The following is a 19,196-nucleotide window of genomic DNA, read 5'->3' as shown; positions in this document are numbered from 1 at the left end:
CTGTCTGCAGGGGGAGTTCAGTCCGTGCAGGATTGGCGGAGCTTACTTGTAGGCAGCGGCCTTGAGCGCGGCGATACGGTCATCCAGCGGCGGGTGGCTGGCGAACAGTTGCTCCATCAGCTTGCGGCTCTTGCCGGTGGTGATGGCGAAGGCGGTCATGGTGTCGGGCATCTGGTCCGGCAGCTCATGTTCCTGCTTGAGGCGAGCCAAGGCGTTGATCATCGAGCCGCTGCCCGCCAGGCCTGCGCCTGCGGCATCGGCACGGTATTCGCGCCAGCGCGAGAACCAGGCGACGATCATCGAGGCCACCAGGCCCAGCACCATTTCCAGCACGAACACGACCGCCATGTAGCCGAAGAAGCCCAGGCCGCCGTTCTCGTCATCGCGCTTGAGGAAGGCGTCGATGGCGTGTGCGGCGATACGCGCGAAGAACATCACGAAGGTGTTCACCACGCCCTGGATCAGCGTCAGCGTCACCATGTCGCCGTTGGCTACGTGGCCGATCTCGTGCGCCAGCACGGCGCGCACTTCCTCGGGACGCATGCGATTGAGCAGGCCGGCCGAGACAGCGACCAGCGCATCATTGCGGTTCCAGCCGGTGGCGAAGGCATTGGATTGCTGCGCCGGGAAGATGCCGACTTCCGGCATCTTGATGCCAGCGTCGCGCGCCAGTTCTCCGACGGTGTCCAGCAGCCAGCGCTCGGTGTCGTTCTGCGGCTGTTCGATGATCACGGTGCCGGTCGAGGACTTGGCCATCGTCTTGGACAGGAACAGCGAGATCACGGAACCGGCCATGCCGATGATGAAGCAGAAGATCAGCAGCGCCGTGTAGTTGATGCCGTTGGCTTCCATGTAGCCATCGAAGCCCAGCAGGCGCAGCGTGACACTGGCCAGCAGCACCACCGCCAGGTTGGTGATCAGGAAAAGGGCTATCCGCATCATGGGGTCAGGTCTCCAATGCCAATATATCGGTAGGGCGCAATTATCTGCCCGCGATACTGACAGTGAGATGAATCACTGGCGGCAGCGCAGGCAGAATTTGCGTCGACAGTCTGCAAGGACGGTCTGCAAGGACAGCAAGGTATCACCACTGGAGGCGACCTGCGTAGCCCCTTGATCGCGGGGGCTGGGCCGATGTCAGGCCTTGCGACGTCGCGCCAGGAAGCGGCCGAGGCGTTCGATGGCTTCTTCCAGCTGGTCGGCGTAGGGCAGGGTGACGATGCGCAGGTGATCCGGATTCGGCCAGTTGAAGGCGGTGCCTTGCACCAGCAGCATCTTCTCTTCCAGCAACAGCTCCAGCACCATCTGCTGGTCGTCCTCGAAGGGGTACATCTCGGGGTCGAGCCGCGGGAACATGTAGAGCGCGCCCTTGGGCTTCACGCAGCTGACGCCGGGAATCTCGTTGAGCTTCTTCCAGGCCGCGTCACGCTGGGCCAGCAGGCGTCCGCCCGGCAGTACCAGATCATTGATCGACTGATAGCCGCCGAGCGCCGTCTGGATGGCGTGCTGCGCCGGCACATTGGCGCACAGGCGCATGCTGGCCAGCATGTCGAGGCCGGAGATGAAGTCGGCCGCCGGGCGCTTGTCGCCGGAGAGAATCATCCAGCCGGAGCGGAAGCCGGCGCAGCGGTAGCTCTTGGACAGGCCGTTCATGGTCACGACCAGCAGGTCATCGGCCAGCGCGCCGGTGGAGACGTGCTCGGTGCCGTCGTAGAGGATCTTGTCGTAGATCTCGTCAGAGAACACCACCAGACCGAATTCGCGCGCGACCTGCAGGATGTCCTTCACCACCGCGGGCGGATAGACCGCGCCGGTCGGGTTGTTCGGGTTGATCAGCACGATGCCCTTGGTGTGGCTGGTCACCTTGGCGCGGATGTCCTCGATGGAGGGCGCCCAGTCCTGCGCTTCGTCACACAGATAGTGCACGGCGCGACCACCGGCCAGGTTGGCGGCAGCGGTCCATAGCGGGTAATCCGGCGCCGGCACCAGCAGCTCGTCGCCATCATCGAGCAATGCCTGCATGGCCAGCACGATCAATTCCGAGACGCCGTTGCCGACGTAGATGTCCTCGATCCCGACACCCTGGATATCCTTGCGCTGGCACTCCTGCATGATCGCCTTGCGCGCAGAGTAAAGCCCCTTGGAATCACAATAGCCCTGCGCTGTCGGCAGGTTGCGCATCACGTCCTGCAGAATCTCTTCCGGTGCCTCGAAGCCGAAGGGCGCCGGGTTGCCGATATTGAGCTTGAGAATGCGATGGCCCTCGTCCTCGAGACGCTTGGCGTGTTCGAGAACCGGCCCGCGAATGTCATAGCAGACGTTGTCCAGCTTGTGTGACTTGCGAATTTCGCGGGGCTTTCTTTGCTCGGTATCCATGATGCTTTCCGTAGATCTCCGTCACGTAAGGTGTAGGGGCGAGCGTCCAGCATATCGCGCCGCTGGCCTGCCGCGCCACGGCCAAGGGCCAATAGCGTGGTTAAATTTGTGGTTTGAGATGTTCAGGCAGAAAAAAATCCCGCCAGAGGTTTTTTGGCGGGATTTTCAACTGGAATTCAAGCGTCTCCCGCGGGCGGGAGCCAGGCGAGAGTCGCGTTAGCGCCTTGTTCTGGTAGCGTTATTCGCTCTCTTGCTCACGCGTTTCGGCTCCATCTTCTGTCTCGCCACTGGCTTCCGGCACCGGCTCGGCAGGAATGTCGGCGGGTGTTTCCAGTGTCAGGCGCCCAAGCTTGCCGTCGCGCAGTTCATGCAGCAGCACCTCGGCACCACGGTGCAGGTCGATGATGCCACCGGCACGCAGGCCGCCGCGCTTGCTGGCGATCTCTTCCAGAATCGCGACCCCATTGAAGCCGGACAGCGCCATCAGATCGACCTTGCGCGGGCCATCACTCTCGACTCGCTCGGCGTCAGGGTTGGCGCTGTAGGCCGGCAGTGACTTCAGCTTGTAGCGTGCGGTCAGCTCCGTGGGGTAGCGCTTGGCCAGCTCGGCCGCGACGATCACCGCCACATCGGTGTAATCGATGGCGGTGTCGCGGATCGCGCCGCTGCCGGCCAGACGATAGGCGCTGGCCTGGTCCTCGATCTTCGGCCACATCACCCCGGGGGTATCGATCAGGGCGATGCCACCGTCGATGCGAATCTTCTGCTGGCGCTTGGTGACGGCGGGCTCGTTGCCGGTCTTGGCGATCTTGCGACCCGCCAGGCCATTGATCAGCGTCGACTTGCCGACGTTGGGGATGCCCATCACCATCACGCGCGCATCACGATCGACGCGGATATGGCCGGCCATCTCACGGCACAGGCGCGGAATCTGCTTGAGGTCACGCGCCTCAAGCGTGGTGATCGCCAGTGCGCGGGTGTTGGGCAGGGCATCGAAATACTCGACCCACTCGCGGGTGCGTGCCGGGTCCGCCAGATCGGCGCGAGACAGCAGCTTGAGTACCGGCTTGTGGCGGGTCAGTTCGGACAGCACCGGATTGGTGCTGGAGTAGGGGAGGCGGGCATCGAGGACTTCGATGACCACGTCGATCTCGGGCAGCGCGTCCTTTATCTGACGGCGTGCCTTGTGCATATGTCCCGGATACCAGCCCAGCATGTCGCTTCTCTCCTGCCGTCAGGGGTATGACGGTTGTTCTGTCACCTCTGTCCTGCCTCCTTCTTCCCGCATGCCAGGGAAGGCGCTCATCCATCAGGGATGACGCTACATGGCATGCGGGAGAGGAGGGGACGCGTATGGCGACGCATTCTATCAGAGGCGGCCTGGCCATGGAGGCGCGCTATCCGGTAATCACTGCCCCAGCGCCTCTATCGACTATCGATGTCCCGAGCGTCAGGCACGTATCGGCTTGAAGCGCAGCGCGACGGAGTTGATGCAGTAGCGCTGACCGGTGTCAGTCGGGCCATCAGGGAAGACGTGCCCCAGGTGGGACTCGCAACGGCGACAGCGCACTTCCACGCGACGCATGCCATGGCTGGTATCGAAGTGCTCCTCGACGGCGGCATCGGCATAGGGGCGGTCGAAGCTCGGCCAGCCACAGCCGGAATCGAACTTGGTGTCGTTGTCGAACAGCTTGGCGTCACAGGCGATGCAGTGATAGGTACCCGGCGTCGGGCTGACTTCGTGATCGCCGGTGAAGGGGCGCTCGGTCCCTGCCTCGCGCGTCACCCGATATTGTTCCGGCGTCAGGCGCTTGCGCCACTCCTCTTCACTGCGAATCAACTTGTCCTGAGTCTGCGGGTCTTGTTCGCTCATGATCTCTTCTCTCTATCTATGCGTTTCTCGAATGGCGCTCGTGTGAACCTGCAAGCAAGTTCTCCTGCGCGGCAATTCGAAAAGAGTGGCTGCCGGTCTTCACGCGAAACCCGGTACATACCCCAAGAATGCGGGCGTCAGGGCGTGACCACAAGCATGTGGTGGATGCACTTGGCCAACGCCGGAAAAATCCTGTTGAAGCAGGGGGTTGACGAAGGGGGAGGGTCTTTGTAATATACGCGCCACCTCGACGAGGAAAGAACGTTACGTCCCATTCGTCTAGTGGTCCAGGACACCGCCCTTTCACGGCGGTAACAGGGGTTCGAACCCCCTATGGGACGCCACTTTCTTGCAGCGTAGAGACCGGAGTGCGGGAATAGCTCAGTGGTAGAGCACAACCTTGCCAAGGTTGGGGTCGCGAGTTCGAATCTCGTTTCCCGCTCCAAAGGAAAAGGCAATGCGACAAGGTCGCGAGCTGGAATGCCAGTCCAATGGCTCGCCAGTCCGATCGAATCTCGTTTCCCGCTCCAGTGTGTCCCATTCGTCTAGTGGTCTAGGACACCGCCCTTTCACGGCGGTAACAGGGGTTCGAACCCCCTATGGGACGCCATCTTCGGTCTTGTGTGGTCGCATGATCTGCTTGTGTTGCGGGAATAGCTCAGTGGTAGAGCACAACCTTGCCAAGGTTGGGGTCGCGAGTTCGAATCTCGTTTCCCGCTCCATTAGGAACAAGTGGTGTGACAAGGTCGCGAGCTGAACGTCAGCCCGGTCGAATCTCATCTCTCGCTCCAGAGGTAAAGGCAATGCGATAAGGTCGCGAGCTGGTCCGCCAGTACGATCGAATCTCGTTTCCCGCTCCAGTACGTCCCATTCGTCTAGTGGTCCAGGACACCGCCCTTTCACGGCGGTAACAGGGGTTCGAACCCCCTATGGGACGCCATGCAGAGCATGATGGTGTGGCAAGCCAGCAGTAAGACAGATGTCGTGAGCACAGGTTCATGACACCCGGTGCGGGAATAGCTCAGTGGTAGAGCACAACCTTGCCAAGGTTGGGGTCGCGAGTTCGAATCTCGTTTCCCGCTCCAAAGGAAAAGGCAATGCGACAAGGTCGCGAGCTGGTTCGCCAGTCCGATCGAATCTCGTTTCCCGCTCCATTTAGATTAAGCATGGCTTTTTCTAACGTGTGTCCCATTCGTCTAGTGGTCCAGGACACCGCCCTTTCACGGCGGTAACAGGGGTTCGAACCCCCTATGGGACGCCATTCTGTTTTACGCCGCAGTTTTTGTGTTTCGACAGGCGGGAATAGCTCAGTGGTAGAGCACAACCTTGCCAAGGTTGGGGTCGCGAGTTCGAATCTCGTTTCCCGCTCCAGTCGAAAAGCGCAATGATAGGTCGCGATCTGGAACGCCAGTCCGCTGGAACGCCAGTACGATCGAAGCTCGTTTCCCGCTCCAGTCGAATGTGACGTTGCAAGCTGAAGCATGACATAGCAGTACGCCATCGCCTGACAGACACGATCATCGTGTTACGTCACTGGCGATTTTTTTGTGCCTGAAATTCCTCTTCACCCTGTTCTGCGCCGCTCTCTGGTGCTGTCCCCGCGTGATTTTCTCCCTCTGCTTGTTTCCCGTGGCGCACTAATGCCTTTCTGCCGTGTGTCTGATGTGGCAGCGCCGAATGCGTTACCATGCGCATCCAATATCTTGCGTCTGATTTTCATGTTCGCGGACGGCGAAACGGTGCCATCACTGTTGCGCAATTGTTCTCAGATGCGTCTTTTCTGCTGTGCTGGCTGACAGCGTCAATCGATTACAGGTGTCCGATGTCACGACCTGCCTTGTCTATCCGTGGCCTGACCAAGGTCTACGGCAACGGTTTTGAGGCGCTCAAGGGGATTGATCTTGACGTCCCCGAGGGCGATTTCTTCGCGCTGCTGGGCCCCAATGGGGCCGGCAAGTCCACGACCCTCGGCGTGGTGAGTTCGCTGGTGCAGAAGACCGCAGGCAAGGTCGAGATCTACGGAATCGATATCGACAAGGACTTCTCGAAGGCCAAGTATCACCTCGGCGTCGTGCCGCAGGAGTTCAACTTCAATCAGTTCGAGAAGGTGCAGGACATCGTGATGACCCAGGCGGGTTATTACGGTATGCCGATGAAGGAAGCCCGCCCGCGTGCCGAGCGTCTGCTCAGGGACCTCGGGCTGTGGGACAAGCGCGACACCCCCTCACGCATGCTGTCCGGTGGCATGAAGCGCCGTCTGATGATTGCTCGTGCGCTGATTCACAAGCCGCGTCTGTTGATTCTCGATGAGCCGACGGCCGGTGTGGATATCGAATTGCGCCGCTCAATGTGGGAATTCATGCGCCGCATCAATCGTGAGGAGGGCACCACTATCATCCTCACCACGCATTACCTGGAAGAGGCCGAGAGCCTGTGCCGCAACATCGCCATCATCAACCATGGCGAGATCGTGCATAACACCAGCATGCGTGAGCTGCTCAAGGAGCTGGATGCGGAAACCTTCCTGCTCGACATTCGTGAGCCGCTGACCAAGGCGCCGGTGATTGCCGGGTTCGAGGTTTCCTTGAGTGACCCTCAGCAGCTGGCGCTCGCCGTGCGCAAGGGCCAGTCGATCAATACCGCCTTCGCGGCGCTGGATCGGGCCGGCATCACCGTGGTGTCGATGCGCAATCGTGCCAATCGTCTCGAGGAGCTGTTCGTCGACCTGGTCGAGCGTTCCAACGCCGAAAGCGGTATCGCCTCCAATGTTGCCAAGGAGATCACGCAGTGAACCCCCGTCAGCTATGGGTGGCTCTGGTCACCATCGTCGTCAAGGAAGTCCGTCGTTTCACGCGCATCTGGCCGCAGACGCTGTTGCCGCCTTCCATCACCATGACGCTCTATTTCGTCATCTTCGGCAATCTCATCGGCTCGCGCATCGGCACCATGGATGGCATCAGCTACATGGATTACATCGTGCCGGGGCTGATCATGATGTCGGTGATCACCAACTCGTATTCCAACGTGGCCTCGTCATTCTTCTCCAACAAGTTCCAGCGCAGCATCGAGGAGCTGATGGTCTCGCCGCTGCCCTCGTGGATCATCCTGCTCGGCTACATCATCGGTGGCGCCGTGCGCGGGCTGGGGGTCGGCATCATCGTGACCGCCGTGGCCTTCCTGTTCACGGACCTCGATATCCATCACCCCTTCCTGACCATCATGGTCGTGGTGCTGACGGCGCTGCTGTTCTCCATCGGTGGCTTCATCAATGCGCTGTTCGCGCGCAAGTTCGATGACATCTCGATCATTCCGACCTTCGTGCTCACGCCGCTGACCTACCTGGGTGGCGTCTTCTATTCCATCCACATGCTGCCGGAATTCTGGCAGACGGTGTCGCTGGCCAACCCGATCCTCTATATGGTCAACACCTTCCGCTACGGCATTCTGGGCGTCTCGGACATCAGCGTCGGCCCGGCGATGGCGGCCATCGTGGCCTTCATCATCGGCCTGTTCGCCTTTGCGCTGTGGCTGCTGGAGCGTGGCAAGGGCATCCGCAGCTGAAGATGTCGCCCAGACGATGATGGTAAGATGCGCGCTATCGCGCCAGTGCATGCAACGCCGGCTTCTGCCGGCGTTCTGCTGTCTGCGCCCCTGATATCGATGCTTTATTGGCCTATTTCACTGGAGTGCTGTCATGGCTCACCCCACTGCCGTCAACGTGCCCGACGAGGCGCGCCCCGAGACCCTCAAGGATGCCCCGCTCGGGCGAGAGTCCGCCTATCCCGAGCACTACGATGCCAGCCTGCTGTTCCCCATCGCGCGGGCGGCCAATCGTGGCCCCATCGGCATCGATGACGCGGCGCTGCCGTTCGTCGGTGAGGATGAGTGGCACGCCTTTGAAGTCTCCTGGCTGGATGAGGCCGGCAAGCCGTGGGTGCGCGTGGCACGTTTTCGCCTGCCGGCAGCCTCGCCGAACCTGATCGAATCCAAGTCCTGGAAGCTCTATCTCAACAGTCTCAATCAGAGCCGTTTCCCCGATCAGGCAGCGGTGCAGGCAACGCTGGAGCGTGACCTCGTCGCCGCGGCCGGTGCGCCGGTCGAGGTGCGTCTGCTGAAGCTGGACGATAGCGAGCTGGACGTCGGGCGCCTGCCGGGAGAGTGCCTCGATGACTTGCCGATCAGCGTCGAGCACTACACGCCGTCGCCGGAACTGCTCAGCGCCGATGCCACCGACATCGTCAGCGAAGACCTGCACAGCCACCTGCTCAAGTCCAACTGCCCGGTCACCGGCCAGCCGGACTGGGGCAGTGTGTGGATCCGTTATCGCGGCCCGCGTATCGACCGCGAGCGCCTGCTGGCCTATCTGATCAGCTATCGCCAGCACCAGGATTTCCATGAGCACTGCGTCGAGCACCTGTTCGTCGACCTGATGGCGCGCGTGAAGCCCGAGTCTCTGCTGGTGATGGCGCGTTATGTGCGGCGTGGTGGCCTGGATATCAGCCCGTGGCGTGCCACGGCGGATCTCGAGGCTGAGGCCCGCGCCAGCCTGCCGCTGCGTCTCTCCCGGCAGTAGTCGTCCCCGTCGCCTTGCCAATCAGGTAGCGCCTCGCCAACCAGATAGCGCCTTGCCAATCAGGTAGATAGCAGCGAGTGATGAGACGGCGTACCGGCGACATGCTAGTGTGAGAATCATTCTTATCTTAAGTCTGTGACAGGAGAGACGATGGACGCGCTGACGTTACTGCATGAACGCAATTCCATGGGCAAGTTGATGGCACCGGCCCCGAGCGCTGAGCAGATGGAGGCCATCTATCAGGCCGCCCTGCGCGCGCCGGACCACGCCGAGCTGACGCCCTGGCGCTTCATCGAATTCACGGGTGGCGGGCTTGAGCGCCTCGGTGAGCTGTTCGCCGAGGCGGAGCGCAACAAGTCGCCGGCCGGTGACGAGGCCGCCCAGGCCGCTGCCAGCAAGAAGCCGCTGCGTGCGCCGATGGTGATCGCGGTGATCGCCAGGGTCACGCCGGACCACCCCAAGGTGCCGCGTGTCGAGCAGGTGGTCAGTGCCGGCTGTGCCGCTCACGCCATGCTGTATGCCGCTCAGGCCCAGGGGCTCGGTGGCATGTGGCGCACCGGTGGCTACGCCTTTGACCCCATCGTGCACGCAGGGCTGGGCATGGGCGAGCAGGATGAGCTGGTCGGCTTCCTCTACCTCGGCACTCCGGGCGGGCGCCTCAAGCCATTGCCGAACCGCAACAGTGCCGACTTCGTCGAACGCTGGCAGTGAAACGCTGAATGAGCGAGGCCCTTGGTGAGGAGCGCTGAGCGAGGGCCTGAATGAGAGAGGCGCTGAGCGAAGCCCTTGATGAGAGAGACGCTGAGTGAGTGAGACGCGAAATGAGTCGTCGCGCTTGAGTGGTGAGGCCTGGCCTCCGTTGCCTTTGCCGCGTGATGCGCAGGGGCAGCCGGGCAGTCTCGCGGCGCCGGTCAGCGACGACCTGTCACGGTTTCGTGGCTGGCTGACGCAGGCGATCCCGCTGGCTGCTCATCTGGGGCTTGTCGAGATGCAGTGGTCAGAGCCCGAGCGTGCGACGGGTCAGCTGAGCTGGCATCTGCATCTGCCGCCCAATCTCAATGACAAGGGCACTGCCTTCGGCGGCGCCATGAGTCTCGAGGCGACCCTGTGTGGCTGGAGCTGGCTGACGCTCTGGCTGCGTGCCCGCGGTATCCAGCGCGATATCGTGGTGTCGCAGGCCAGTCAGCAGTTTCTGGCCCCGGTCAGTGGCGACTATCACATCATCTGCGCGCCGGATGACATGGCAGCGCTGCACGAGGTGGGCGAGCGCCTGGCGGCAGGGCGGCGAGCACGACTGTCGCTGACCCAACAGCTGTGGTGTCAGGTCGAAGGGCAGTCCGCTCCGCGACTGTGTTTCGAGGCCCGTGGCGATTACGTGGTGCTGGGGCCGTGACGATGAGTGCGGCCTCGGCCCAGTGCGCGGGTTGAGGGCGCAGGGTCAGTGAGCAGAGTGAGAGCGCTGACGCTATCTATCTGAAAGTTTTTGGAAAAAAGGCTTGCGCCACTCGAAGGTTATCGATAATATACGCCGCGTTCTCAAGGGAAACACGACGCAGTCGGGTGACCAATGAGAGCACTGATCTGGAGGGGTGTCCGAGTGGTCGAAGGAGCACGCCTGGAAAGTGTGTAAGTCGAAAGGCTTCGAGGGTTCGAATCCCTCCCCCTCCACCAGATTCAGAAAAGCCCGCATCTCACGATGCGGGCTTTTCGCGTTTCTTAGGGGGGCTGTCGCTTGCCTCTCATTCAGCGGCGTCTCAGCCGCTTGTCTTCCTTTAAACCGCTCTCATCTATTCCGCTCTCATCGCGCGCGCCAGCATGTCCGCCATGGGTTTGCCGATGTAGCTGGCAAAGCTGCGCTCGCCAGTACGGATCATCACTTCCGCCGGCATGCCGGAAAGCAGACGCATGCTGTCCGTCATGTCTCCCTTGCCGGCTTCGGTGACACGAATTCGTGCCTTGTAGTAGCGCGCTCGGGTCGCTTCATCCTCGAAGCTGTTGGCGCTCAGGTGGGTCACCTCACCATCGATGATGTTGGACAGTCGCTGATTGAACGCGCTGAAGCGGATTTCCGCCGGCTGGCCAAGGTAGAGGTGGTCGATGTCGTGGTCCGGGACCCTTGCCTCGACGATGAAGCCATCGCCGGCGGGCACGATATCGAGCAGGGGGTCGCCGCTGCGTATCACCGCCCCCAGCGTATGAACCTTGAGCCCGACCACGGTGCCGGCGACCGGGGCGATGACCTTGATGCGCCTCAGATTGTCATTGAGCGCGACCAGCCTCTCTTCCGCGTCGGTGACTTCGGCCTGCACCTGACGCAGGGATTCCTAGCTTTTCGCCTGGTACTCCAAATCATGTCACCACTCGGGGGCGTCGCCGGTGGCCGCCCGGGCGATCGAACGAGATACGGTTCTGCCTTGGTTTGCATCACCGCGTTGCTCTCCAGCCGGCCCAGATAGGCAATGTCGCGGGAGTCCATGGCACGCAGCGTCGCGCCATCGGTGAAGCCATCCAGCGCACCCGTATCTGCGACACAATAAGGTTCATGCTCTCCCACAGACGCCGTACCAGATGGGGAATCTAGCTGTTGGCGTCTTCCTCTCGCGCAGCAGCCCACCGACCATGTCGCTACTTTCGGTCAGTGAAGCGATAAGCGGCGAGTAGATGCACGCCTTGGTGTGACCGTTTCAGGTCTGCCCGGTGAATATTAGAGGTTGTAGTGACGCAGAGCCCGTTGGTAAACCCTAGGTGAGCGGGCATGCTCTTGCCAGACGCATGCGGCACTGCCGATCCGAGCCAGTCCGGATGGTTTAGTAAAACTTTACAATCAGGAATGAAAATTTCAATTATCTAAACTGTTGTGCCTTGCTATCGTGACGTTTGTCACAGCCAGACGTGCCTTGAGGGAAGCCAATAATCAGCGCCTTGTTTTTGTAACGAATTACAACTCTAAAACGTCAGATAGGAATGAGGTATCAATAGTGAGCAGTCAGCCCATTCGTGCCCTTGACCCCAAGTACTACACCGATTCAGCCTTTTTCGAGAAAGAACGGCAAACCCTGCTGGCGTCGACATGGCAGTATGCCAGCCATGTCTCGCAGATCCCCAACAGTGGCGACTACTTCCGGCTGGAGATCGCTGGAGAGAGCCTGTTCTGCGTTCGTGGCAAGAAGGGTGAAATCCGCACCTTCTACAACGTCTGCCAGCATCGCGGTCACGAAATCGTGACTCACGAGTCTGGCAATACCCGTATGCTTGTCTGCCCTTATCACAGCTGGTCCTATGACCTCGGTGGCCGACTCCGCAATGGTCCGAACCTGGATGCGGTGGAGGGCCTTGACAAAGGTAGCATCTGCCTCCCTCAGGTCCGGACCGACGAGTTCTGCGGTTTCATATTTGTTAACCTCGACCCGGATGCCAAGTCGATGGATGAGGTGTTCCCCGGGGTGCGTGAAGAGCTTCGGGAATTTGTGCCGCATATCGACGAGTTGGCACCCCTTGAATACGTTGCCATCGAGGAGGACTGCAACTGGAAGGTCTCGGTGGAGAACTACTCGGAGTGCTACCACTGCTCCGCAAACCATCACACCTTCGTTGATGGAATCATCAAGCCTGAGACTTACCGGATCAGTCACGTGGGTTACACCCTTCAGCATACAACCGAGTGCCAGAATCTGGACCGAATGAGTTATCCGGTCGACCCGGAGTCGAATCCCCGTGCCACCCAGTACAAGTCTTGGTTCCTATGGCCTGGATTCTCGTTCCAGGTCTATCCGGGCAATGTGCTCAATACCTACCACTGGCGGCCCATGGCGGTGGACAAGGTCATGGTATATCGGGGCTGGTACACCATTGGAGGAGAAGAATCCGATGTCATTCGCGGCTTGGCCGAACAGGACCGCGATACCACTGTGGCCGAAGACGTCCGTCTGGTCGAGTCGGTCCAACGAGGCCTTAAGAGCCGCGGTTACCAAGGAGGCCCTCTGGTCGTCGATCCCACAGGGGGGGTCATGTCGGAGCATTCGATCGTAGCTCTTAACAACTGGGTTCGGGAGGCTATCGATGCCTGATTTTGCCACCACTCCCCAGGCTTCGGCCCCCCAGATGCTGCCGCATACGCATTGGCCCAACTTTATCGACGGCTACTGGCAGGGCGGTGGCAGTAGCGTGCCAGTCTACAATCCGGGCACGGGGCAACAGATTGCGACCCAGGCCTGCGCCTCCGCGACCCATGTCGATCGCGCGGTGGGCGCGGCGCAGCGCTGTCATCAGGAAGGTAGCTTCCGCCACTTGGCACCGGTGGAGCGTGGCCGGCTGGTGCAGCGAATGGGGCAGTACCTGCTAGAGCATCTCGACGAGATCGCCAATGTCTTGTGCCTCGACGTGGGAAAGCCGCTATGGGAAGCGCGGCTGGAGGTCGAAACGGCTGCACGTTATTTCGAATACTACGGCAATCAGGCCGAGACCATGGAAGGACGCTCGATCCCTCTGGGAGGGCAGTACTTCGACTTTACAGTGCATGAGCCTTATGGCGTGACCGCTCACATCATTCCATGGAACTATCCGCTGGAGATGACAGCAAGGTCGGTATCGGCTGCGCTGGCCACCGGCAACACTTGTGTGGTGAAAACACCGGAGCTGGATCCTCTGGCGGTGACGTATATCGCCCGTGCGGCCGAGTGTGTCGGACTGCCGGCTGGTGCTCTGAATATCCTCTGTGGGTACGGCAGCGAAGCCGGTGCTGCTCTGTCCGCTCATCCGGACATCGACCAGTTGGTCTTCACCGGCTCGGTGCAGACCGGCATCGCCATCGCCACCGCCGCCGCACAGAATGTTGTGCCCTGCGTGCTCGAACTCGGTGGCAAGTCAGCCGCCGTGGTGTTCGATGACGCGGACCTAGAAGCGCTGGTGAGTGACGTGCGTTGGGGGATCTACTTCAATGCCGGCCAAGTCTGCTCCGCGATGTCGCGGTTGATTGTCCACGAGTCGATCTACGATGATGTGGTCAGCCGTGTGGCGGAAATGTCCAAGTCGCTCGAAGTAGGTCCAGGCATGGCGTTCCCGGCGCACGGTCCGAACATGGGCGCAATGATATCGGAGGCTCAGCGAGATAAGGCGGAAGCCATGTGCCAACGGGCCCAACAGCAGGGCGCCCGCCTGGTGGCCGGCGGGGCGCGGCTCGATCGCGATGGCTATTTTCTGGCGCCTACGGTGATTGCTGATGTCACTGCGGAGATGGAAATCGCCCAGCAGGAAGTGTTCGGCCCGGTGGTGGCGGTGCTCAAGTTCCGCACCGAAGATGAAGCCATTGCTCTGGCTAATGGCACCGATTACGGCTTGGTCGGGGGGGTCTACTCTGCCAATATCAACCGCGCCATGCGTATCTCTCGCGATATCCGAGCGGGCCAGGTATTTGTCAACGAGTGGTATGCGGGTGGTGTGGAAACGCCCTTCGGAGGATTCGGGAAATCCGGCTATGGTCGCGAAAAAGGCCGGGAAGCACTACTCAACTATGTGCAGACGAAGAATGTGGGCATAGCCATCAAGGGGTGATCGGATCTCAAGCGCAAGTAAGTGCCGGCAGATGTTAGGTTTTCAGGAGAGCACCTGCCGGTCTTGTGTCGTGGCGTGAAAGATGACATAGGTGTGATAGAAATTCTCCTGTCGGATTATCCATTGTTGTAGGATACATCCCCATGCCTCGATGCCCTCAATCCCTATTGGCACCCTACATGTATAAGCTTCCCCCGCTATCCTCTATCCGTGCCTTCGAAGCGGTTGCACGCTTGGGAAGTGTGCGTCAGGCTGCTGACGAGCTTTTCGTTACTCCCCCTGCGGTGAGTCACCAGGTGGCAAAACTGGAGGAATATCTTGGTTCGCCCTTATTTATACGCAAGGGGCGATCCTTACTGCTAACGCAAGTGGCTCGTGACTACTTGACTGAGATTCGGCCCGGTCTCCAAGTAATTAGCCGGGCCACGGCCACGGCGTCACATAAGAAGAGTCGGGAAACCCTTACCATTTCAGCACCTCCGACCTTGACAGCTAAGTGGTTGTTGCCGCGTCTATCAGATTTTTTTCAGTCTTATCCGCAATATGATGTACGACTGATTGATCGGATGACCTTGGATGCCAAGGAGCGTGAGATCGATGTTGCCATTGAGTATCGCTTCGATACTGACCCTGCCTTGATTACTCGCCGGGTGCTCGATGATGAGATCGTTGCCTTGGCAAATCCCGACTATGCGGCAGAGAATCAACTGACCAGTGTGGAAGCCCTGCGTGGCATGACGTTGATCGAAACCGAGCGACGCTTGAACTCATGGAGGTCCATCCTCTCCGATTTCGCATGGCTCCCGGACCAACGCTTCCTTGCGGTCGGCTCTTCGCTCCATGCCTTTGAAGCTGCTGCACATGGGCTAGGGGTTGCACTGGGTAATCGAATCAACGCCGAGGGTATGCTGGCAGGTAAGCAGTTATGCGTACCGTTTGCCATCGATGAAAGATATTTACCCCCACTACCCAAGTACTTTTTGAGTATTCCCCCGCAGAAAGAGCGTTGGGCACGTGTTGCGGCTTTTGTCGAATGGTTCGACAGGGACCCCCTCAGTGATTTGTTTTAGATAACCGTTTTCCTTTTCTGATGAAAGCCCTCCCTAGTTGCGGATTATCGCCGCTCCCTTACCTGACCCCCCGCCCCCTTTGCACCTGGAAAAAGATGGCAGTGCTCGTCGGTGGCTCTAGCCTCCAATAAGCTCCTATGGCCCTAGCATGGTAGCGATCTATGCCTGGTGATTATCTGTTTGCTATTTATGTGGATCACCCCCTGAGATCATACCTTTCCTGTAAAGTTTTTCTTTTCAAACTGCATAGAAAAAATCAATTTATTTTCCGGTCGTGATCCCCAAAAATCGGAAGAATTCGAGTCAGGTGTTGACCTGTATCAGTTGATTTTTTATTGCCGATGATTGGGGAGCTGATATGCAACCGTTGGAAGGTGTTCTTGTGGTGTCGATCGAACAGGCGTTGGCGGCACCTTTATGTACCGCACGGCTGGCAGAGGCCGGTGCCCGGGTGATCAAGGTTGAGCGCGCTGAAGGTGACTTTGCTCGTGGTTACGACCAGGCGGCCCAAGGTGCCAGTTCGTATTTTACCTGGACCAACCAAGGGAAGGACTCGGTCGCGCTCAACTTTCGCGAGCCCAAAGACGCCGAGCTGCTCGAGAGCCTGATCGCGAAAGCGGACGTATTTATTCAGAACCTTGCCCCAGGCGCCATGGCAAGAGCCGGATTCGGTTCAACTGACTTACGCCACAAATACCCTCAGCTTATTACTTTGGATATCACTGGGTATGGCGAAAGTGATGCCGTCAAGCACCTGAAAGCTTATGACTTCCTGATTCAGGCGGAATCCGGTCTGACTGGCATCAGCGGTGGGGTCAATGAGATGGGCCGCATCGGGGTTTCTATTTGCGATATCGGGGCGGGCATGACGGCACATGCAGCTGTGCTCGAGGCATTGATTCAGCGCTCCGTAAGTGGTCAGGGCGCCGCCCTGGCAGTGTCTCTATTCGATGTGGCGGCAGACTGGATGAGCGTGCCGCTGATTCATGAGGAATACGGCAATGGTGCTCCCAAGCGGGTGGGGCTGCAGCACCCGAGTATGGCGCCCTATGGTGCCTTCCAAACCCAGGATGGCGCTCTGACGTTAATTTCAGTTCAAAACGATCGTGAATGGGTGAGGTTCTGCGTCGACGTTCTCGAGAATGCGACTGTCGCAGAGGATCCCCGTTTTTCCTCCAATAACGAGAGAGTATGCCATCGTGAGGCCCTGGAGGCTGTGATCGCTGCCGTCACCGAGACGCTGACCCAAGAGCAATTCAAGGCTCGCCTATCCAAGGCCGGTATCGCCTTCGGTGGCGTCAACAGCGTCGCTGAGCTGGCCAGCCATCCGGCACTTCGCCGTCGCACTGTCGGCACCGACAACGGTGATACCGTCAGCATCCCTGAATCTCCGGTCCGTTGGTTGGATCATATTCGGCCAAGCCAGCTGCGGCATGCTCCAGCCGTGGGCGCCGATACCGCACGCGTACGTCAGGAATTCGCCTTGCAACACAAGAAGGAAGTCCGTCATGTCTAACTTGAATGTCGCCGATTGGCTGGGCCATAGCGAGATCTACGAAGACCAGCTACGGGCCGAGCCGGCTCGGTTCATGGAGGCTACCCTAGACCGTCCGCAGAGACTCCAGACAGGCGATACCCTGCCGCCGTTATGGCATTGGTTGTATTTTCTTGAAGCCAAACCAGCCAGAGAACTTGGTCGCGATGGTCATCCGCGCAAGGGAGGCTTCCTGCCGCCGGTCGCCCTGCCGCGGCGGATGTGGGCCGGTGGGCGTTTCACCTTCCACGCCCCCCTGCAGCTGGGGAAAGCGGCGCGCAAGGTCTCCAGCATCCATAGCATCGTTCACAAGGAAGGCCGCACAGGCCCGTTGTGCTTCGTCACCGTCCTGCACGAGATCTACACCGGCGAGACTCTGGCCTGGACAGAAGAACAGGACATCGTCTACCGCGAGGATCCATCACCGGATGCCCCGATACCCAAGCCGATGGTTGCCCCGGATAACGCCGATATCGTCGAAAGCGTGTCTCCGACCCAAGTCATGCTGTTCCGTTATTCTGCTCTCACTTTCAACGGCCACCGCATCCACTACGACGTTGATTACGCCCGCGATGTTGAAGGCTACGAAGGTCTGGTGTTTCACGGTCCGCTGACCGCTACCCTGCTGGCCGATCTGGCCACCCGGTCCTTCGGACGTCAGCCTCGGCGCTTCAGCTTCAAGGGGCTGGCACCGCTGACCACTAACCATGACATCAAGCTCGAAGCCCGGCGTGAAGGAACCACCATGAAGCTGTGGGCACGCCGCCATGATGATGCCCTGGCCATGCAGGCCGAGGCCGATTTTTCCGAGGCCTGAGGAGTGAACATGTCGCAGTCTGCTTTTTCCGAACGGCTCAGTGCTTGGGCGACGGCTGATGTGCTTGATGTCGGTACCCAGGCGTATGAAAGCGCCCGTACCAGCCTCATCGACACCCTGGCCAGCATGTACTTGGGAGCGTCTATGCCCCAGCCTCGAGCCGTGGTGGCCGCTTTGGTTGCCGCGGGTGATACGGGGCCGGCCGTACCTGTGGGGGGAGGCGCGGGTCGCACTCTCACAGGTGCCGCCCTGGTCAATGGCGCTCGTGCCCATGCGCTGGATTTCGATGACTACGAGTTGTCCGGTTCCAGCCATGCCAGCGGACCGATCTTCAGCGCGCTGTTCAGCCTATCCTCGGCGCGGGGGCTATCCATTCACCAGGTCTGCGAAGCCTGGCTGGTGGGTTATGAGACCATCGTCCAGATGGGCCGAGCGCTGGGCTATGGCCATTACGATAAGGGCTGGCATTCCACACTGACGCTGGGCCCGATCGGCGTCGCGGCGGCGGCAGGACGAGCGCTATCGCTGAATCAGGCACAGTTGGCCAACGCCATGGCGCTGGCCTCCAGCTCTTCAGCGGGCTCACTGCGCCAGACTGGCTCGCATGCCAAGGCGATCCATGAGGGGCTCGCCGCCCAAGCTGGGCTGCAGGCCGCGCTGATGGCGCAGGGCGGTGCGACCGCCAACACGGCGATCTGGGACATTGCGTCAGGCTTTGTCCCTCTCTACGGCACCGATAGCTCGCCCGGCTTCGACGCGGCTATCGCTGATGCCGAGTTGGGCCTGGGCACTGAACGTTACCCGGTGGTTCGCAAGCTGTGGCCAAGCTGCGCATATACCCAGCGACCCATCGCCGGTGCCGAGGCTATCGCCGCACAGCTGCAGGATGAAGATAGAATCGCCGCCGTGCGCTACCGTATGGCGCGCCCTTTCCATCAGGTGGCCCGCTTCGATGTACCCGGCAACGATGCCGAAGCTCGGTTCTCGGTGCCTTACTGCCTTGCGGCGGGGCTACTGGGTGGTCACGTCACGCCCGACGATTTCGAGCCGGCGGCGTTCAGCGATCCGGTCCGCCAGGCTCTGGCCGCCAAGGTCGAGATGGAGCTCTACGAACTGCCTCCGGGGCATAGTGGCGACATCGGACTGACGAGTCCGGAATGCCTGACCGTTACTCTCTCCAGTGGTCGAGTGCTGGAGCGCGAGGAGAGGGCAGTCCCCGGCGGCGCCGACCTGCCGATGACCAAAACCCAGCTGCTGCAGAAGGTCAGCGATTGTGGCCTGTCCGTCGATGAGGCGGAGGCTCTGCTCTGTGCGGACCCTGCCGAGGCCCTGACCCGCTGTGCGCTATTCACCACGACAACTCCGGTCACCGGAAATCACGCGGCCTGAGCGAAGGAGGCTTG

The 19,196-nt window shown here is 60.2% G+C and carries 16 protein-coding genes, 9 tRNA genes and 1 pseudogene; 20 read left to right on the top strand and 6 right to left on the bottom strand.

Annotated elements, in window-relative coordinates; translation table 11 throughout:
* Window positions 1-42 precede the first annotated feature (42 nt).
* The 4 genes from htpX to msrB all read right to left on the bottom strand — a co-directional run bounded on the left by htpX (window position 43) and on the right by msrB (window position 4,249).
* Complete coding sequence (htpX, locus tag HA399_RS13925) at window positions 43-942, bottom strand: protease HtpX (RefSeq protein ID WP_107336103.1); 900 nt, start codon at window positions 940-942, stop codon at window positions 43-45.
* A 195-nt stretch (window positions 943-1,137) separates the two neighbouring features.
* Window positions 1,138-2,376 (bottom strand): pyridoxal phosphate-dependent aminotransferase, encoded by a 1,239-nt coding sequence (locus HA399_RS13920; RefSeq protein WP_043334294.1) that lies wholly within the window; start codon window positions 2,374-2,376, stop codon window positions 1,138-1,140.
* A gap of 238 nt (window positions 2,377-2,614) precedes the next feature.
* Window positions 2,615-3,592 (bottom strand): ribosome biogenesis GTPase YlqF, encoded by a 978-nt coding sequence (gene ylqF, locus HA399_RS13915; protein ID WP_043334293.1) that lies wholly within the window; start codon window positions 3,590-3,592, stop codon window positions 2,615-2,617.
* A gap of 234 nt (window positions 3,593-3,826) precedes the next feature.
* Window positions 3,827-4,249, bottom strand: coding sequence for a peptide-methionine (R)-S-oxide reductase MsrB (gene msrB, locus HA399_RS13910; RefSeq protein WP_043334292.1), 423 nt, complete (start codon window positions 4,247-4,249; stop codon window positions 3,827-3,829).
* 268 nt (window positions 4,250-4,517) lie between these two features.
* Here msrB and HA399_RS13905 point away from each other — a divergent pair.
* The 14 genes from HA399_RS13905 to HA399_RS13840 all read left to right on the top strand — a co-directional run bounded on the left by HA399_RS13905 (window position 4,518) and on the right by HA399_RS13840 (window position 10,493).
* Window positions 4,518-4,593, top strand: a tRNA-Glu gene (locus HA399_RS13905).
* Between the two features lie 26 nt (window positions 4,594-4,619).
* Window positions 4,620-4,694 (top strand) — tRNA-Gly (locus tag HA399_RS13900).
* A gap of 89 nt (window positions 4,695-4,783) precedes the next feature.
* A tRNA-Glu gene (locus HA399_RS13895) sits at window positions 4,784-4,859 on the top strand.
* Window positions 4,860-4,896: 37 nt separating this feature from the next.
* A tRNA-Gly gene (locus HA399_RS13890) sits at window positions 4,897-4,971 on the top strand.
* Window positions 4,972-5,113: 142 nt separating this feature from the next.
* Window positions 5,114-5,189 (top strand) — tRNA-Glu (locus HA399_RS13885).
* 70 nt (window positions 5,190-5,259) lie between these two features.
* Window positions 5,260-5,334: transfer RNA gene (locus HA399_RS13880), tRNA-Gly, on the top strand.
* A gap of 100 nt (window positions 5,335-5,434) precedes the next feature.
* Window positions 5,435-5,510: transfer RNA gene (locus tag HA399_RS13875), tRNA-Glu, on the top strand.
* Window positions 5,511-5,545: 35 nt separating this feature from the next.
* Window positions 5,546-5,620, top strand: a tRNA-Gly gene (locus HA399_RS13870).
* Between the two features lie 451 nt (window positions 5,621-6,071).
* Window positions 6,072-7,040 (top strand): ABC transporter ATP-binding protein, encoded by a 969-nt coding sequence (locus HA399_RS13865; protein ID WP_043333884.1) that lies wholly within the window; start codon window positions 6,072-6,074, stop codon window positions 7,038-7,040.
* The gene (locus HA399_RS13860; protein WP_043333883.1) at window positions 7,037-7,810 is read left to right on the top strand and encodes an ABC transporter permease; all 774 of its coding nucleotides are present in this window, start codon (window positions 7,037-7,039) and stop codon (window positions 7,808-7,810) included. The genes HA399_RS13865 and HA399_RS13860 overlap by 4 nt, the downstream gene beginning before the upstream one ends.
* A gap of 133 nt (window positions 7,811-7,943) precedes the next feature.
* Window positions 7,944-8,822, top strand: a complete 879-nt coding sequence (gene queF / locus HA399_RS13855; protein WP_404325302.1) for an NADPH-dependent 7-cyano-7-deazaguanine reductase QueF — start codon at window positions 7,944-7,946, stop codon at window positions 8,820-8,822.
* A gap of 150 nt (window positions 8,823-8,972) precedes the next feature.
* Entirely contained in the window at window positions 8,973-9,533 is a 561-nt protein-coding gene (locus HA399_RS13850; RefSeq protein WP_054555640.1) for an NAD(P)H nitroreductase, read from the top strand.
* A 94-nt stretch (window positions 9,534-9,627) separates the two neighbouring features.
* On the top strand, window positions 9,628-10,215 hold the full coding sequence (locus tag HA399_RS13845) for a YiiD C-terminal domain-containing protein (RefSeq protein ID WP_404325301.1): 588 nt from the start codon (window positions 9,628-9,630) through the stop codon (window positions 10,213-10,215).
* A gap of 190 nt (window positions 10,216-10,405) precedes the next feature.
* Window positions 10,406-10,493, top strand: a tRNA-Ser gene (locus tag HA399_RS13840).
* Window positions 10,494-10,609: 116 nt separating this feature from the next.
* Here the strand turns inward: HA399_RS13840 and HA399_RS13835 are convergent.
* Window positions 10,610-11,131, bottom strand: coding sequence for an HlyD family efflux transporter periplasmic adaptor subunit (locus HA399_RS13835; protein ID WP_404325300.1), 522 nt, complete (start codon window positions 11,129-11,131; stop codon window positions 10,610-10,612).
* Between the two features lie 18 nt (window positions 11,132-11,149).
* Window positions 11,150-11,491, bottom strand: a pseudogene (locus tag HA399_RS13830) (IS1380 family transposase); the annotation flags it as partial.
* A 309-nt stretch (window positions 11,492-11,800) separates the two neighbouring features.
* On the opposite strand from HA399_RS13830, the gene HA399_RS13825 reads away from it, so the two are divergent.
* From HA399_RS13825 to HA399_RS13800, 6 genes are all read left to right on the top strand, one after another.
* Window positions 11,801-12,889: an aromatic ring-hydroxylating dioxygenase subunit alpha gene (locus tag HA399_RS13825; protein ID WP_404325299.1), complete on the top strand. Its 1,089-nt coding sequence runs from the start codon at window positions 11,801-11,803 to the stop codon at window positions 12,887-12,889.
* On the top strand, window positions 12,882-14,372 hold the full coding sequence (locus HA399_RS13820; protein WP_404325298.1) for an aldehyde dehydrogenase family protein: 1,491 nt from the start codon (window positions 12,882-12,884) through the stop codon (window positions 14,370-14,372). Before HA399_RS13825 ends, HA399_RS13820 begins: the two co-directional genes overlap by 8 nt.
* Window positions 14,373-14,551: 179 nt before the next feature.
* On the top strand, window positions 14,552-15,442 hold the full coding sequence (locus HA399_RS13815; protein ID WP_404325297.1) for a LysR substrate-binding domain-containing protein: 891 nt from the start codon (window positions 14,552-14,554) through the stop codon (window positions 15,440-15,442).
* A gap of 358 nt (window positions 15,443-15,800) precedes the next feature.
* Complete coding sequence (locus HA399_RS13810) at window positions 15,801-16,958, top strand: CaiB/BaiF CoA transferase family protein (protein ID WP_404325296.1); 1,158 nt, start codon at window positions 15,801-15,803, stop codon at window positions 16,956-16,958.
* Entirely contained in the window at window positions 16,951-17,793 is an 843-nt protein-coding gene (locus tag HA399_RS13805; protein WP_404325295.1) for a MaoC family dehydratase N-terminal domain-containing protein, read from the top strand. The genes HA399_RS13810 and HA399_RS13805 overlap by 8 nt, the downstream gene beginning before the upstream one ends.
* A 9-nt stretch (window positions 17,794-17,802) precedes the next feature.
* A complete protein-coding gene (locus tag HA399_RS13800) occupies window positions 17,803-19,182 on the top strand; it encodes an MmgE/PrpD family protein (RefSeq protein ID WP_404325294.1) in 1,380 nt (459 codons plus the stop codon).
* The last annotated feature ends 14 nt before the right edge of the window (window positions 19,183-19,196 follow it).

Origin of the sequence: Cobetia sp. UIB-001 (assembly GCF_044789135.1) — a bacterium.
Taxonomy (GTDB): Bacteria; Pseudomonadota; Gammaproteobacteria; order Pseudomonadales; family Halomonadaceae; genus Cobetia; species Cobetia amphilecti.
This window is presented reverse-complemented; position numbering and strand designations above follow the sequence as displayed.